Source organism: Bacillus cereus group sp. BfR-BA-01524 (assembly GCF_022662595.1).
GTDB lineage: Bacteria > Bacillota > Bacilli > Bacillales > Bacillaceae_G > Bacillus_A > Bacillus_A thuringiensis_S.
The window spans coordinates 1-14,888 of sequence record NZ_JAKUDW010000125.1 but is presented as its reverse complement, the minus strand read 5'-3'; the positions used below and the strand labels follow the sequence as shown (position 1 = coordinate 14,888).

The following is a 14,888-nucleotide window of genomic DNA, read 5'->3' as shown; positions in this document are numbered from 1 at the left end:
TATCCTCTATTGTCACGTCTGTTAGCTTTCCGTTCTTTACCGTATTTTTCATACTAATTCGGTATTCAACTTCTTCTCCTAACTTCGGTGTTTCATTATTTACGATTTTCTTCGCTTTAATTTTTCCATCTTTATGTAATGGTGTAATTTTCGCTTCTGGTTCTTTCGGATGTTTCATATCATCAACAATTGCCTTATTGATGATTTCCTTACCCACTTCCGCTTCTTCCTTCACCTTTACCTTAAAGACAATACTTCTTTCTTTCATATCCGTAATATTTTCGTACTCAGCAATAACTTTTCCATCTTTCACACTTAACTTTAATGGAGCTGGTTTATCACCTTCAGCCTTTTCACTGCCTTTTACATACTCTAAACCGTTAGGAATTGTATCCTCTATTTTTACCTTTTCTAGTTTTCCGTTTTCTACCGTATTCTTAAAGCTAATTCGGTATTCTACTTCTTCGCCTAGTTTTGGTGATGGATTATCTACTGTCTTCGTCGAATCAATTATTCCATCCTTATGTTGCGGAGTAATTCTTTCCTCCGGCTCAATCGGTGGATTTTTCGTATCATCAACAATTGCTTTATTGACAATCTCTTTATCTACTTTTGCTTCTTCCTTCACCTTTACTTTAAAGACGATACTTCTTTCTTTCATATCCATAATATCGATATACTTAGCTTTGACTATCCCATTTTCAACAGCTAATTCTACTGGTCCAGGTGCTTCTCCTTCAGCCTTGATGCTATTTTCTACATATTCAAGACCTTTTGGAATTGTATCTTCCACTCGCACCTCTTCTAGTTTTCCGTTCTCAACCGTATTATGAAAACTAATGCGGTACTCGATTTCCTCACCTAGCTTTGGTTTCTTATTATTAACTACCTTTGTAGCAGCAATTTCACCTTTTTTACTTTGCGGTGTAATAACAACCTTTGATTCAACAGGCTCATTTTTCGGATCTTTTGCAATTGCTTTATTTACAATTGCCTCCCCTACTTTTGCCGAATCTTTTACTTTCACTTTAAAAACAATACTTCTTTTTTCTGTATCCATAATTTCTGGATACTTTGCAATTACTTTTCCGTCTTCCACTTTTAGTTCTACTGGCTCTGGTTTTATGCCTTCAGCTTTCAAACTATCTTTCACATATTCAACACCTTTAGGTAATGTATCTTCTACTAGCACCTTTTCTAGTTTTCCATTTTCTACCGTATTATAAAATGTAATTCGGTATTCCACTTCTTCTCCTAGTTTTGGTGTTTGATTCGTTACGCTTTTTTCTACATCCACTTTACCGTATTTATAATCCGGCGTAATCTTTTCTTCTGGATGCTCAGATTGTCCATTTGGCTCACTCACAACCGCTTTATTAACAATCGTTTCTCCCGCTTTTGCCTCTTCTTTTACTTTCACTTTAAAGGCAATGCTTCGCTCTTTTGTATCCGTAATTTCTGGATATTTTGCTATTACCTTGCCATTTTCTACTTTTAACTCTACTGGATTTGGTTCAGCACCTTCAGCTCGCTCACTGCCTTGAACAAATTCTAAGTTAGCTGGAATTTCATCTTCTATTGTAACTGCATCTAGTTTTCCGTTTTCCACCGTATTTTTGAAGCTAATTTGATATTCAACTTCTTCTCCTAGCTTCGGCTTCTTATTTGTTGCTTTTTTCTTTGCATCAATTTTACCGGCCTTATGCTGCGGTGTAATCTTCTCTTCTAGATTCTTTGGTGGATTTGTTTTATCACTAACGCTTGCTTTGTTAACAATTTCTTCACCAATTTTTGCAGTTTCTTTTACTTTTGTTTTAAAGACGATACTTCTTTCTTCCATATCCATAATTTCTGGATACTTTGCCATTACTTTGCCATTTTCAAACTTTAGCTCTACTGGCTCTGGTTTTATACCTTCGGCTTTCAAGCTATCTTTCACGTATTCAAGACTACTTGGTAATTCGTCTTCAATTGTCAATACATCTAGACGTCCATCTTTTGTCTTATTTTTAAATGTAATACGATACTCTACCTCGTCACCTAGCTTCGGTGTTTTATTAGAAGCTATTTTTCTCGCATCTATTTCTCCCGGAACTTCTTTTGGCAGCGTAACCGTAACATTTGCATCATCTGCAGTCTCATAATTTACCTCGGTACTATCTTTTCCCTTTACAGCAACGATATTTTTTATTGTTGTATCTGATTGTACAGAAGCTTTCACTTTTACTTTAAATGTAATAATGGCACTTTCACCAGGCTTTAAAACACCACCGTCTTTAGCATCTGCCCCTTCACCAATACGGAAATCAATTTGATTATTTACAAACTCTGCTTCATCGTCGCTTGCATTATCTGTTTTATTTCCTTTATTACTTCCAGAAACATATTGAATAGACCCCGGAACATACTCTAAACGATCATCTAATTTATCAAAACCTTTTACATTAGATACAGGTGCTTGGTTATTTTTCGTATCATTTTTCACTTCAATTTGATACGTAAACTCTTCACCGGCTTTAATTTCCTTAACTTCTTTACCAGCACTATCTAATGCCTTTTTATCAACTTGTAAGTTTGGAGCATTATGTTCTGTTACGAATGTAGCATTGTTTAATACGTAAATATCACCAGTACCACCATTTGCTCTAAAACGCATTTTTGCTTCTTTTAAATCATTTTTTACTTGAGTAGGTCCTTCAAGATGATACGTATGAATGTCAGTACTGAATGAATTTGTCCAATCCGGGTTATATCCTGGATATTTTTTTGTAACAAACTCGTTAGTACCGTCTACTTGTACTTCTGTCATAGACGAATCATTCGCATCATTATCTTTACCGTTAATATTTTTTATCTTTATATATCCAGCACCAAAATCATATTCTCCATAATCATATGCATATCCATCTTTCTCAGCTGGATCACCTTGCGATGAAAAATAACTAAATTTCGCCTTAAAAGCACCTTCTTTTGGTGTGTTTATTTTATTAACACTAATATCTGTCCAAGCTGTGCTTTTTTGAGAGACTAGCCCTTCCCAAATCTTCATGTCTTTTACTGTTTCTTTATAGTTTTCATAAACTAATATAAGATTCCAGTTACCCCAGTAATAGCCGCCACCTGCTACATCTTTAATTTGTGGCACATTCGCAACTGTCAACGTTTGAGAAATGCCTTGCTGTGCAATTACATTTGTTACATCTGCATACGCAACATAACCAGCACCACTACCTGAGTAATTAGAAATATAAGGTAGGTAATCCGCTTTTCGTATGCTATCAGCACTTACCTCTGCATATTCTTTATTTCCCATTTTCATTTTGACTGGTTGTCGTACATCATTATCACTAACTCTTTGATTAACATTTGTACTAGTTACAGTTCCCATTGCAGCTGTCCAAAACAAATACGCCTTTTTCACTTTACTTCCGGCAGGGATGTTAGGAAATGCACCTGTTGACGAATTAAAAGTACTATCATCGTTATCAACGTTCACAGTCATTTTATTCGTTTTATAACCCATACTTTGTCTTCCATAATGATCCGTAGTCAAACCAAGCGTCACATTACCAGTTTGTACTAAATTACCGGCAGTAATAATAGAATACAGTGGGTCTCCAAATCCTTGTTTATCTCCTGTTTGGATTTGAACCTTCGAAGCATTTTCTGATGCAGCTTGTACTTCTGCATCACTCTGCTTTACTGCTAAAGGTGATTGCTTTTTCTCTTCTTTTAGTTGCTCCTCAGCTTCAGGTTGTTGTACCTTCTCTATTTCTGTTTTTTGTGTAGGTTTATTTTTATCTTCTACAGATACTTTTAATTTTCCATCTACTTCTTTAGTTTTTGAATCAGTTGTTGATCCGATAGCTTTCTTACTACTGTCAACCTCATCATCGGTATTAGCTTCCAACTTATCTTCAGAAGGAAGCCCTTCAACATCTACAGACATGCTCCCTATTTGTAGTTGATCCTTTTGCACACTAATTTTTTGCTTATACTCTTTATTAAAATGTTGTGCACGACGAGCTTTTATTAACACAGTCATTTTTTCATGTGATTTTAAATCTTGAATTTTAAGATTAGAAGAAAGAATCTTTCCTCCCTTATCTTTTTCCTCTACATAGAAATCCGCTACCTTATTTTCAGGTAACTTCTCTCCGTTTACTTTCACAGATTGCGAAGGGAACGTGATTTCATTCTCATTATTTTGTTTAATTACCAATTCTTGAATTGGTATATCTCCCGTATTTTCAATCGTATATTGAAATACGTGCTCCCTCTCCGCTACTTCTCCCTTATATATTTCAGCATTTACTTGCTCTGCCTTAATTTTCACATCATTTCCTTGTAACTCATCCCAGCTTTTTTTATTTATCTCTGTAGCAAAAGCACTGGGTGAAGGCAATATGATGGATAGGAGAAGTGTGATCATCGTTACGACATTAAAACACTTCAATACTTGCTTCATATTTTCTACCTTTCTCCTTTCTATATACTTGCTATCCGTCTACTTAATTTCAGTAACCCTTTCATTTAGTAGCCGGAGGCATAGCAATATATATCCACTCGCAACAATCCGCCCTACGAAAATGTATCGTTGAAATCCCAATTTCAACAATATAAATCTCATAGAATATTACTATTTCAATTTATCAAAAATAATATATATATATCGGACACTTATACAAACCTTTACCATTTTTTAATATAGTAAAAACGCTCTACTGTATAGGTTTATATAACAGTTAAAGGATACATAAAAATCTTAACATACTCCCTAACCTATTCATACATACAATAGAATTTTTACCATTTTTTAGTTATTTCAGTTTGTTGTTTATGATTAAAATTTTCAAAAAACAATAACCGTTACATGTAAAAATATGTTACATTATAAAGGAACGTACGTTCTTATTTTGGAGGAGGAATTGTTAATGATAAACGAACCCATTATCGTAAAAAAAGAAGCTTTCCAAGCAATCGGCGTTTCGATTACGACGACTAATGAAAAAGAGGCATCTACTCAAGGAAACATTCCCGAGCTTTGGAACCGATACTTTCAAGAACAAATGATGCATCACATCCCAAATCAACAAACGAAAGAAACATTCGCTTTCTACTCAAACTACGAATCAGATGAAACCGGTACATATACATTTACAATCGGTATGCCCGTTTCTTCATTAGAAGAAGTTCCTGAAAATATGACAACTTTAACAATACCTGCCGCTACGTATGCGGTATTTACAACGAGAAAGGGACCAGTTGCTGAAGTCGTTTGCGAAGCTTGGGAATATATTTGGCAATGGTCGAAAGAAAATAAACGTGCCTTCACAACAGACTTTGAACTTTACGCCGAAAGAGCATTAGACCCAAATCATGCACAATTGGATATTTATATTGCGTTAGCCTAAAAAAAGATGCCCATTCGGCATCTTTTTTTGTCGTTAAATAGCTACTGGGCAAATCCATTATTATTGTCTACAATGAGAAAGTGCAGTATAGAAATATTAGAAACTGTATAAAGTGAAACTATACTCAGCGGAGGGCATCTCCCATTGAGTATTAGCCCTCACCAATCGGGCGTTTACTGGTTTTTCAGTTTAAATTTGTCACATAGAAAGGAAACAATATGGAGGAACTACAACAAAATAAAACTGCTTTAGAAGGAAGCGGAAAACCGTTATTAAAAAATACGAATTTCCTTTTTCTTTGGGCAGCTACTCTTTTTTCAAGCTTTGCTTTAGCCTTTTTTACTTTTTCACAAACGTGGTACATAGCAAAAACATTAAACCTTGAAGCTTCACTCGGTGTTGTTTTCGTAGCTCTTAGTGTTCCAAGGCTTATTTTTATGATTATCGGCGGCGCTGTAGCTGATAAATTCCCGAAAAAAAACATTATGTTTTACTCCAATATTATTCGAGCGATTCTTGTCGCAACCATTCTCACATGGTTTATCGTTGGTGATGTAACACTATATACATTTGCTTTATTCGCTTTATTCTTTGGACTTGCTGATGCTTTTTTCTGGTCAGCTGACGGATCAATCTTACCTGAACTTGTAGAAAAAAGCCGTTTAACACAAGCAAACTCACTTACACAAATGACGAACCAAGCATCGGTCATCTTAGGCCCTGTACTTGGTGGAATTCTGATCAAATTTACAAACTACGAGACAATATTTTCCATTACAATTTTATTACTGATTGTCGCAGCCATACTCGTTCAAAAAATACAATTTACGATGCCAGAACTAAAAGATACAGATAAAGGTATGTTCACTTCTATTAAAGAAGGAATCTTATATGTAAAGGAATCGCCATTCCTTTCAACTTTCCTTCTTTGTAGCGCCTTTTTAAATTTATTTTTAATTGGTCCGATGCAGGTCGGTTTCCCGCTTTTCGTTAAAAATGTTCTGCACGGTGACTCGCTCCATTTCAGTTACTTAGAAGCATCTGTAGGCGGCGGAATGGCAATAGGCGCTGTCATTGTCGGTTTAAAAAATATTAATCGTAGACGCGGACTATTTTGCATTATCATGATGCTACTGTCTGGTGTATTCTTCTTATCCATCAACTTTAGCACCGTACTTTGGCAAGCATTATTAGCCGGCATGTTTTATGGTATTACAATTGCAATGGCTATCGTTCCGCTTATGGCGATGATTCAATCGACAGTAAAAGAGGAAATGATGGGACGCGTAATGAGCTTACTTATGCTATCATCAATGGGCTTTATCCCGCTCTCTTATGCATTCACATCAATCGCACTTGCAATGGGAATTCCAATCGTAACCGTTATGAAAAGCGGTGCAATTGCTGTTATCGTCTTCGTACTATTTGTAGCGATTCGTGTCCCAGTTGTAAGAAAGTTCGATTAGCTACTTGGAGTCATGTGTTCGCATGGCTCCTTTTTAAACGGATCAAATAACGGTATCCCCTTACTTCGTCTCACAGCTGCTCCCCATTCTAGTCCAACCTCTAAAAATAGATCCCGCACTGTACTATATAAAAGCGCCTTAACATTTTTACGGATTTCCCCATATTTATACGCTCTCACAACACTCTTTACTCGCCAAATGAAATTTCCATACACTTCTTCATCAGCTAATATTTGCTCTAGCAAAACATCTTGCTCTAGTAACCCGCTCTTTTTATAAGCAAGCTCCACCTTACTCCACAGTAAGTTAATCTTCTTCGGGTTACTTGTCATTGGCACAAGTGCGTATATAAAAGGCTTTGGTATATCGTGACGACAATACGTTTCATCAAGCTCGTACGTTCCTTTTCTTTTCTCTTTTATTTGTGGAATGTTTTTAGAAAGAATTGTTTCCCCCTCGCTTTTTTGCTCCTTTCCGCTACAGCCAGCTGCATAATCCTCACTTTCACATGCGGACATTTTCATACGGTCATCCATGCGGTCAATTGCAGATGCAAGAAATACATATAAGTTCGCACTATATCCGCCGCGTTTATGTCTTTCCTTTGTCGCAACACGCTTTATTATTCCTAGTTCCTCTAACTTTGCAATTGAACGGCGTACTGTACGAATACTTTTCCCAATATTTGTAGCAATCGTCTCCATTAACGAACAAGCAACTCCCACTGTTTTCTGTTTCTCATTCACTGCATACTTTCCTAAAAAATAAATAATGGTAGCATCCGTTTTATTCAATTGAAATCGATAACACTTCAAAACTTGTTTTTGATATGCATTAAACTCTTCTTTACTTTGAAATTCACTGTATGGTTTCATTAAATTATATAAGCTTCCCATTTATATCACCTCATTTATAAGTAAGAGGCAGGAAGAGAATTTGGCGTGGAATTTAATATTTTTTTAATGGAGATGAAAATATGATCGTAATTAGCGCTTGTTTAGGTGGTATCGCTTGTCGATATGACGGAAATGACAATCTCGTTTCAAAAATAGAGGAGCTACTACAAAAAGAAGATACAGTCCTCATTTGTCCTGAAGTATTAGGAGGATTGCCAACACCTCGTCCCTCAGCTGAAATTATTGGCGGGAATGGCGATGACGTTTTGGACGGAAAAGCAAAAGTGATGACAAAAGACGGTGAAGATGTTACAGAAGCTTTCGTGAGCGGTGCTTATAAAGCTCTAGAACAAATGAAAGATTTACATCCAGAATATATTATTTTAAAGGAACGCAGTCCATCTTGTGGTAGTTCTACGATTTACACTGGAGAATTTAACGGGAATAAACAAACTGGTTACGGGGTAACTACTGCTTTATTTAAAAGACACGGATTTAAAGTCATTTCAGAAGAAGAATTTGAAAGCAAAAAAAGGAATTGACCCTGTTCGTCAATTCCTTTTCTATCTGTCTTATTTCACGCCTAATTTTTCTTTCACTTTCGCTGGAAGCTCGTCTTTCTTTACTTCTTCCCAAGCTGATACACCTTTTTTATCTGAGTGATATACGCGTAGGAATGCTTCTTTACGAAGATTTTTTTGAGCTGTAAATTCTAATTCTTTCTCTTTACCATCTTTATCAAAGCCAGTCAACTTATATTCATAATCTTTAAATTTTTGACCATTATCAGCTTTACTATGAACTTCTTTTCCATCTACTGTAATTTGAACGTAATACTCATCTTTACCCATACGGTTTAAATCACAACCAACTAACAAGCTTGCGAATACAACTAAAATACTAAACAGTGCAATGTACCTTTTCATTTCCTTCACCTCATATGTTTTTTCTTATATTCTTATCTTAAAGCCCAGAGCTTAAAGAAGAAATTCAAAAACATGACATGAACATTACACTTTTGTAAGATAATAATTATTTCTTCACTTTAGAAATTGTCATTCCATCACCAATTGGCATGAGTACAGATTCTAAGTTTAGATGAGTCGCTACCACTTCATTAAACTTCTTCATACACATAAACCAACTTCTAATTATGCAAAAAAAAAATCAAAAAAATAATCATTCCTTATTCAACTAACCGTTTCATTTTCAATATGTAAAAAGGGATTTCTAAATGATGAATTGAATATGTATTTATTATTTTCTAGCTTTTGAGCGAAAGTTTTTTACATAAGTTTCACTCTGTCCTAATTTAAAGGTTTCGAGAGGAGAAATAATATGAACCCTATTTTATTAGATGTTCCGTTACAAATAGAAACAAACAGACTCATTCTTCGAGCCCCCCTTCAAGCAGGTGAAGGGAATGTAGTACATGAAGCTATTAAAGATTCAATTCGTGAATTAAAGCAGTGGTTGTCTTTATTCCAGTCCATTCCTACTGTTGAAGAAACGGAAATTCTCCTGAGAAATGCGCATATAGATTTTTTGAAAAGAGAAAGCTTTCGCTATCTTATCTACCATAAGGAGACGAAGGATTTTATTGGAACCGCTAGCCTTCACGGAATTGATTGGAAGGTTTCTAAATGTGAAATTGGATACTGGATTAGCACGCAATTTAGTGGCAATGGATATATGACAGAAGTAGTAAATGCGTTAATAAACCTTGGATTTCAGTTATTCAAATTTAGAAGGATTGAAATACGATGTGAACGTAATAACACGAAAAGTCGTGCGATTCCTGAAAAACTAGACTTTGAACTTGAAGGGATATTACGTAATGAAGATTTTTCAGCTGACGGCAAACAACTAACTGATACTTGCATCTATGCAAAGATAAAGTGAAACTTTAATTAGCCCGTACTAATCGCACTTTTACGACAAAAAAAAGACCTTTTTAACGATTTCATCCATCGTTAAAAAGGCCTTTTTCTATTTCGGCTAAAACCTTAGCACTCTTCTGGCTTACCAGCATTCGTAGCTGTACGGAAAGATGATCCGCATCCGCATGATGCGATTGCATTTGGATTGTCGATTGTGAATCCGCCACCAAGCATAGATTGTTTATAATCAATTTTTACTCCTTTAACAATTGGAGCACTTTCTGTATCGATAACAAATTCAACACCGAAAAACTCAAGAACTGTGTCGTCTTCTTTTGGTTCTACTTCAAATCCTAAGCCGTAAGAAAGGCCAGTACATCCGCCGCCATGTACAGCAAGGCGCACGTACTTCTCTCCATCTTCAGCATCTTTTAACATATCTTTAATTTGAAAAGCTGCTTGTTCTGTTACTTCAATCATGAAATACACATCCTTTCTGTTCTCATTCTATTATACATCTTTACGCTTCTATCTTGTACTCATACACTCCGCGGCAAATTACTTCCGCAGGTCCTTTCATTAACACGTTTCCTTCTTCTGTCCAAGCAATCATTAAATCGCCGCCAGCTAAATGAACGGTAATTTCTTTACCACGTTCCATCTTGCCATTCAAAATAGCAGCTACAACTGCAGCGCATGCCCCTGTTCCGCAAGCTTGCGTTACACCAGAACCACGTTCCCAAACACGGAAATTCATTTCTTCATCGTTTAAAATCTCGATAAATTCAACATTCACTCGCTCTGGGAACATTTCATGTGTCTCAAGAACTGGACCAAGTGTTGTAAGAGGTGCTTTCTCTACATCCTCAACAAAAATAACCGCGTGCGGGTTCCCCATTGAAACAGCCGTAAATGCATAACGATGATTATTGTATAAGAAGTTTTCACGAATAAATGGTGTTTCACCTTCACCGAGCATCGGTATTTCTGCACGTGTTAGACGCGGTGCTCCCATATCGATTTTCGCTAATTTCACGACACCATCTTCTACTGTTACTTCAGCCGTTACAATACCAGCTAACGTTTCAATTGTGAAAACTGTTTCTTCTACTAGTTTATGCTCATACGCATATTTCGCTACGCAGCGCAAACCATTACCACAGCTCTTTCCTTCTGATCCGTCATTATTAAACATACGCATTTTCACCGGAGCTACATCAGACGGACAAATTAAAATCATTCCGTCTGCTCCAATACCAGTATTAATATTTGAAACCTTTTCCGCCACAAGAGCTAAATCTTCTTCAGGAATTTGCTCTTCAAACATATTTACATATATATAACTATTGCCAAGACCATGCATTTTTGTAAAAGAAAATTGGCTCATTTGTATTCACTCCAAAAATAATTTGTTATTTTAAGTATAGAATGCATGCTTTTAGAACACAATATGAATGTCCCCCGTTTCTCATATTTGACAACGTTTGGCGATGAGCCACTCTTACACACATTGTGTAAGAAAAAAGCCCTTCTAAAAAGGGCCTTTTTTTATTTATCTATAGTATTAAACTACCCTCCAAAATAACGTTTTATCTAAAATAAAATGAAAAAGGCGTTGCTCATTCGCAACACCTTAAAACATTGGATTTTCATCCAAATAATCATATACATTATTTACAAGCTCTTCTACTGTCGCACCTTGTACAACTTCACCATTCACAAGTGCAAATGGTCCTTCAAAACAAATACCACAATATCCTAAACAACCATATTCCATTACATCTAAATTCGGATCTTTTTCTAATTTCTCTAACGCTGCTTGTGAACCACTTGCAAGGTTACCTACACAAAATTCAATTAATGGTTTAATCAAAATTCTCCCCCCTGTACTACAAAACAAATTACCTTCTGACTTCATCTATAAGAAGAAAACTAAGCTGTCTCTTGTTGTTTTCGTTATACATCCTAAACTATTTAGTTACTTCACTATTTCACTTCAAAGTAGATGGTTTTATTTTATATAACATGCTACTTGCAATGAAATAGTAACTAAAAAGGCAAAACAGTTTACTTTACTTTTCTTCTTATTGTACAACAGAGTATTCATTCATGCATTGTTATTTGTTCACAAATTCGATATAATTTGATTGAGTAAAGTCAAAATATTTTATTAATATAAAATTTTATGATTAGGGGATATTTCAACAGAAAAGGGGTAATCCATCATGAAACACCTCGTAATACTAGGTGGCGGCTACGGTGGAATGAGAATTCTGCAACGGCTACTTCCAAGCAACCAACTTCCGGATGATGTACAAGTGACATTAATCGACAAAGTACCATATCATTGTTTCAAAACTGAATATTATGCATTAGTTGCGGGTACTATTTCAGAAGCGCATATTCGTATACCGTTTCCTGAGCACCCACGCCTCAATATTCAATACGGCACAATAACAAATATTGATCTCGAAGAAAAAGCGGTTCATCTCGATGGCGGCGAAGCGATCCAATATGATGATTTAATTATCGGGCTTGGCTGTGAAGATAAATATCATAACGTTCCTGGGGCGAAGGAATATACACATAGCCTACAATCGATTGAACAAACACGTAAAACATATGAACAATTAAATAGTCTAGAACCAAACGCAACTGTAGCGGTTGTTGGCGCCGGCTTAAGCGGCGTTGAAGTAGCAAGTGAACTTCGCGAAAGTCGTTCTGATTTAAAAATCTATTTATTTGATCGAAAAGATAGAATTTTATTCCCGTATCCAGAGAAATTAAGTAGATACGTAGAAGAATGGTTCGTAAAACATAAAGTTAATATTATAAGAAACTCTAACATTACAAAAGTGGAACCAAATATTGTGTATAACCACGATGAACCACTTGAATGTGATGCAATCGTCTGGACAGCTGGTATTCAAGCAAATGAAGTTGTTCGAAACCTTCCAGTTGAACAAGATGGTAGCGGACGGGTTGTCTTAACTAAATATCATAATATTCCAAACAATGAGCACGTTTACGTTGTAGGAGATTGCGCAGCACTTCCACATGCACCATCTGCCCAACTTGCTGAAGGTCAAGGAGAACAAATTGTCCAAATATTATTAAAACGTTGGAATAATGAACCACTCCCTGATGAACTACCTGTTATTAAATTAAAAGGTGTTCTAGGATCTCTTGGTAAAAAGCATGGATTCGGTTTACTCGCAAATCAACCATTAATGGGACGTGTACCAAGATTATTAAAATCCGGTCTTCTTTGGATGTACAAATATCATAAGGGTTAATACTTTACAGGCTGTCTACTATGTAGGCAGCTTCTTTGCATCAGTTTTTAAAAATTATCAGACACATCTTTCTCAATATGTATAATGATTTATTTTTCATTTTAATATTAAAAACTACCGATGAATAGTGTATGCTATTTGTAAGTTGTTTTATTATTTCCTTTAAGACCGAATTCATTCGGTCTTATTTTTTATGTGATAAATACTTTTATAGGAGGCATTACATTCCACTTATGAACTTATCGAAACTAAACAATCGAATAGAAGCGAAAAAAAAAGAGTTAATCTATCTCGTTGAACGATACGGATTCACTCATGATAAAGTGATTTCTTTCAGCCAAGAATTAGATCGTTTACTTAACTTACTAATAAAACTTAAAACGAAGAAAAAACGTTGTTCGTTATAACCATTTCTCCCTCTTTTTTTGATACGATATAACTAGAATCAGAAAGGAGCGATTTATGTTTATATTAAAAGACGTTATATATAAAGATATACTACACATTCCTTATTTACAGATTCAAAAAGAAAAGATTACTTGCATTATCGGTGAAAGCGGAAGCGGAAAAAGCACGTTGCTTCGCATGTTAAACGATTTACAATCTCCAACATCCGGCACAATTGAATATAACGGAAAATTAATTTCTGATTATCCGCCTATTCAATTACGTCGTGACGTAGTTATGCTTGGGCAAACTCCACCTATTTTTGATGGAACCGTTAAAGACAACCTATTAATGGGACTTCGTCTTTCTGAAAAATCATTTCCAAATGATGATGCCCTGCGGAGTGCGTTACAAACCGTTAGCTTAGACAAGCAATTAGAAGATAGCGCCTCCTCATTATCCGGCGGTGAAAAACAAAGACTTGCCTTTGCTCGTATTGTACTTATGGATCCGCCTGTTTATTTATTAGATGAACCCACTTCAGCACTAGACAGTGATACAGAACGCCGCGTTATGAAACAATTTACTGAACTAGCACGAAAAAAGAAAAAAACAGTTATTTTCATCACGCACTCGCAACAACTTCCAGAAGAAATTGCAGACGATATTATTGAAATTAGCAAAACAAAGGGTGCAACTAGAAAGGAAGTGCTCTCAGTTGAAGGGCGTTATTGAACTCCAAATTTGGCAACTTGCCGCTGCCTATATTTTCATTCTTATTTTAATTGGACTCGTAAAATTCAAAGGAATACCTCGTGAGAAACAAATTACGATTGCAACATTCCGTATGACCATTCAGCTCGTACTTGTTGCATATGTCCTTACATACGTATTTGAAAACAGTAATCCATTTTATACAATTGCTCTTATTACTTCTATTACTACCTTTGCAATTTTTAATATTTATAAACGAGTTAACATCCCGATGTCTAAAGAATTAAAACGAGTAGCCGCCCTTTCCATGGTCGCCGGATCAATTGGGCCACTTCTACTATTTATCTTCGTTATTATCGGTCATGACCCTTGGTATGCTCCGCAATATATCGTCCCTATTACAGGAATGTTAGTTGGGAATGCCATGACTGGTGTTTCTCTCGGCGCAAATACGTTCTTAAACAATATGAAGTCGCAAAGAGGTCAAATTGAAGGTGCACTTATGCTCGGAGCAACACCGAAAGAAGCTGCTGCTCCGCTCATTCGAGACGCTTTTGACTCTGCTATTTTACCAACAATTAATTCTATGGTCGGAATGGGAATTATAAGCTTACCAGGCATGATGACTGGTCAAATATTATCCGGTGTATCACCATTCACAGCCATTCAATATCAAATCGCCATCATACTCGGTATTTCAGGAAGTACCGCTTTCGCTGTCATCATCTTCTTACAGCTCGGATATAAAACATTCTTTACTAAACGATGTCAGTTGAAAGAAATTGACTATGATGCACGGTGAATCGTGCGTAGTTCACGATGAATGAAATTATAT

At 35.9% G+C, this 14,888-nt stretch carries 15 protein-coding genes; 8 read left to right on the top strand and 7 right to left on the bottom strand.

What is annotated here, in order from left to right; translation table 11 throughout:
- A partial coding sequence (locus MR170_RS27245; protein WP_242310117.1) for an isopeptide-forming domain-containing fimbrial protein occupies positions 1–4,468 on the bottom strand: 4,468 nt, incomplete at its 3' end.
- Between the two features lie 466 nt (positions 4,469–4,934).
- Here MR170_RS27245 and MR170_RS27240 point away from each other — a divergent pair.
- Together MR170_RS27240 and MR170_RS27235 are read left to right on the top strand one after the other, a co-directional pair.
- Positions 4,935–5,414: a GyrI-like domain-containing protein gene (locus tag MR170_RS27240; RefSeq protein ID WP_242310115.1), complete on the top strand. Its 480-nt coding sequence runs from the start codon at positions 4,935–4,937 to the stop codon at positions 5,412–5,414.
- 218 nt (positions 5,415–5,632) lie between these two features.
- A complete protein-coding gene (locus tag MR170_RS27235; RefSeq protein WP_000391931.1) occupies positions 5,633–6,880 on the top strand; it encodes an MFS transporter in 1,248 nt (415 codons plus the stop codon).
- Here the strand turns inward: MR170_RS27235 and MR170_RS27230 are convergent.
- Positions 6,877–7,776 carry a helix-turn-helix domain-containing protein gene (locus tag MR170_RS27230; protein ID WP_242310113.1) on the bottom strand — a complete coding sequence of 300 codons (900 nt, stop codon included), beginning with the start codon at positions 7,774–7,776 and terminating at the stop codon, positions 6,877–6,879. The genes MR170_RS27235 and MR170_RS27230 overlap by 4 nt on opposite strands.
- Before the next feature lie 80 nt (positions 7,777–7,856).
- Between MR170_RS27230 and MR170_RS27225 the strand changes: the two genes are divergently transcribed.
- Positions 7,857–8,318 carry a 2-thiouracil desulfurase family protein gene (locus MR170_RS27225; RefSeq protein ID WP_242310111.1) on the top strand — a complete coding sequence of 154 codons (462 nt, stop codon included), beginning with the start codon at positions 7,857–7,859 and terminating at the stop codon, positions 8,316–8,318.
- Between the two features lie 30 nt (positions 8,319–8,348).
- Here MR170_RS27225 and MR170_RS27220 read toward each other — a convergent pair whose 3' ends face one another.
- A complete protein-coding gene (locus tag MR170_RS27220) occupies positions 8,349–8,702 on the bottom strand; it encodes a YxeA family protein (protein WP_000833148.1) in 354 nt (117 codons plus the stop codon).
- A 106-nt stretch (positions 8,703–8,808) separates the two neighbouring features.
- Entirely contained in the window at positions 8,809–8,913 is a 105-nt protein-coding gene (locus MR170_RS27215; RefSeq protein WP_242310108.1) for a methyltransferase, read from the bottom strand.
- A gap of 201 nt (positions 8,914–9,114) precedes the next feature.
- Here MR170_RS27215 and MR170_RS27210 point away from each other — a divergent pair, with 201 nt between their 5' ends.
- On the top strand, positions 9,115–9,678 hold the full coding sequence (locus tag MR170_RS27210; RefSeq protein WP_242310105.1) for a GNAT family N-acetyltransferase: 564 nt from the start codon (positions 9,115–9,117) through the stop codon (positions 9,676–9,678).
- 104 nt (positions 9,679–9,782) lie between these two features.
- Here MR170_RS27210 and MR170_RS27205 read toward each other — a convergent pair whose 3' ends face one another.
- From MR170_RS27205 to MR170_RS27195, 3 genes are all read right to left on the bottom strand, one after another.
- Entirely contained in the window at positions 9,783–10,136 is a 354-nt protein-coding gene (locus tag MR170_RS27205; protein ID WP_000573830.1) for a HesB/IscA family protein, read from the bottom strand.
- Between the two features lie 40 nt (positions 10,137–10,176).
- On the bottom strand, positions 10,177–11,043 hold the full coding sequence (gene dapF, locus MR170_RS27200; RefSeq protein WP_043935755.1) for a diaminopimelate epimerase: 867 nt from the start codon (positions 11,041–11,043) through the stop codon (positions 10,177–10,179).
- A 246-nt stretch (positions 11,044–11,289) separates the two neighbouring features.
- A complete protein-coding gene (locus MR170_RS27195; protein ID WP_000595025.1) occupies positions 11,290–11,529 on the bottom strand; it encodes a YuzB family protein in 240 nt (79 codons plus the stop codon).
- A gap of 352 nt (positions 11,530–11,881) precedes the next feature.
- On the opposite strand from MR170_RS27195, the gene MR170_RS27190 reads away from it, so the two are divergent.
- From MR170_RS27190 to MR170_RS27175, 4 genes are all read left to right on the top strand, one after another.
- Entirely contained in the window at positions 11,882–12,952 is a 1,071-nt protein-coding gene (locus tag MR170_RS27190; protein WP_242310103.1) for an NAD(P)/FAD-dependent oxidoreductase, read from the top strand.
- A gap of 233 nt (positions 12,953–13,185) precedes the next feature.
- The gene (locus MR170_RS27185) at positions 13,186–13,359 is read left to right on the top strand and encodes an aspartyl-phosphate phosphatase Spo0E family protein (RefSeq protein ID WP_001054089.1); all 174 of its coding nucleotides are present in this window, start codon (positions 13,186–13,188) and stop codon (positions 13,357–13,359) included.
- A 55-nt stretch (positions 13,360–13,414) separates the two neighbouring features.
- The gene (locus tag MR170_RS27180) at positions 13,415–14,074 is read left to right on the top strand and encodes an ABC transporter ATP-binding protein (RefSeq protein ID WP_242310100.1); all 660 of its coding nucleotides are present in this window, start codon (positions 13,415–13,417) and stop codon (positions 14,072–14,074) included.
- Positions 14,058–14,855, top strand: coding sequence for an ABC transporter permease (locus MR170_RS27175; protein ID WP_242310097.1), 798 nt, complete (start codon positions 14,058–14,060; stop codon positions 14,853–14,855). Before MR170_RS27180 ends, MR170_RS27175 begins: the two co-directional genes overlap by 17 nt.
- The last annotated feature ends 33 nt before the right edge of the window (positions 14,856–14,888 follow it).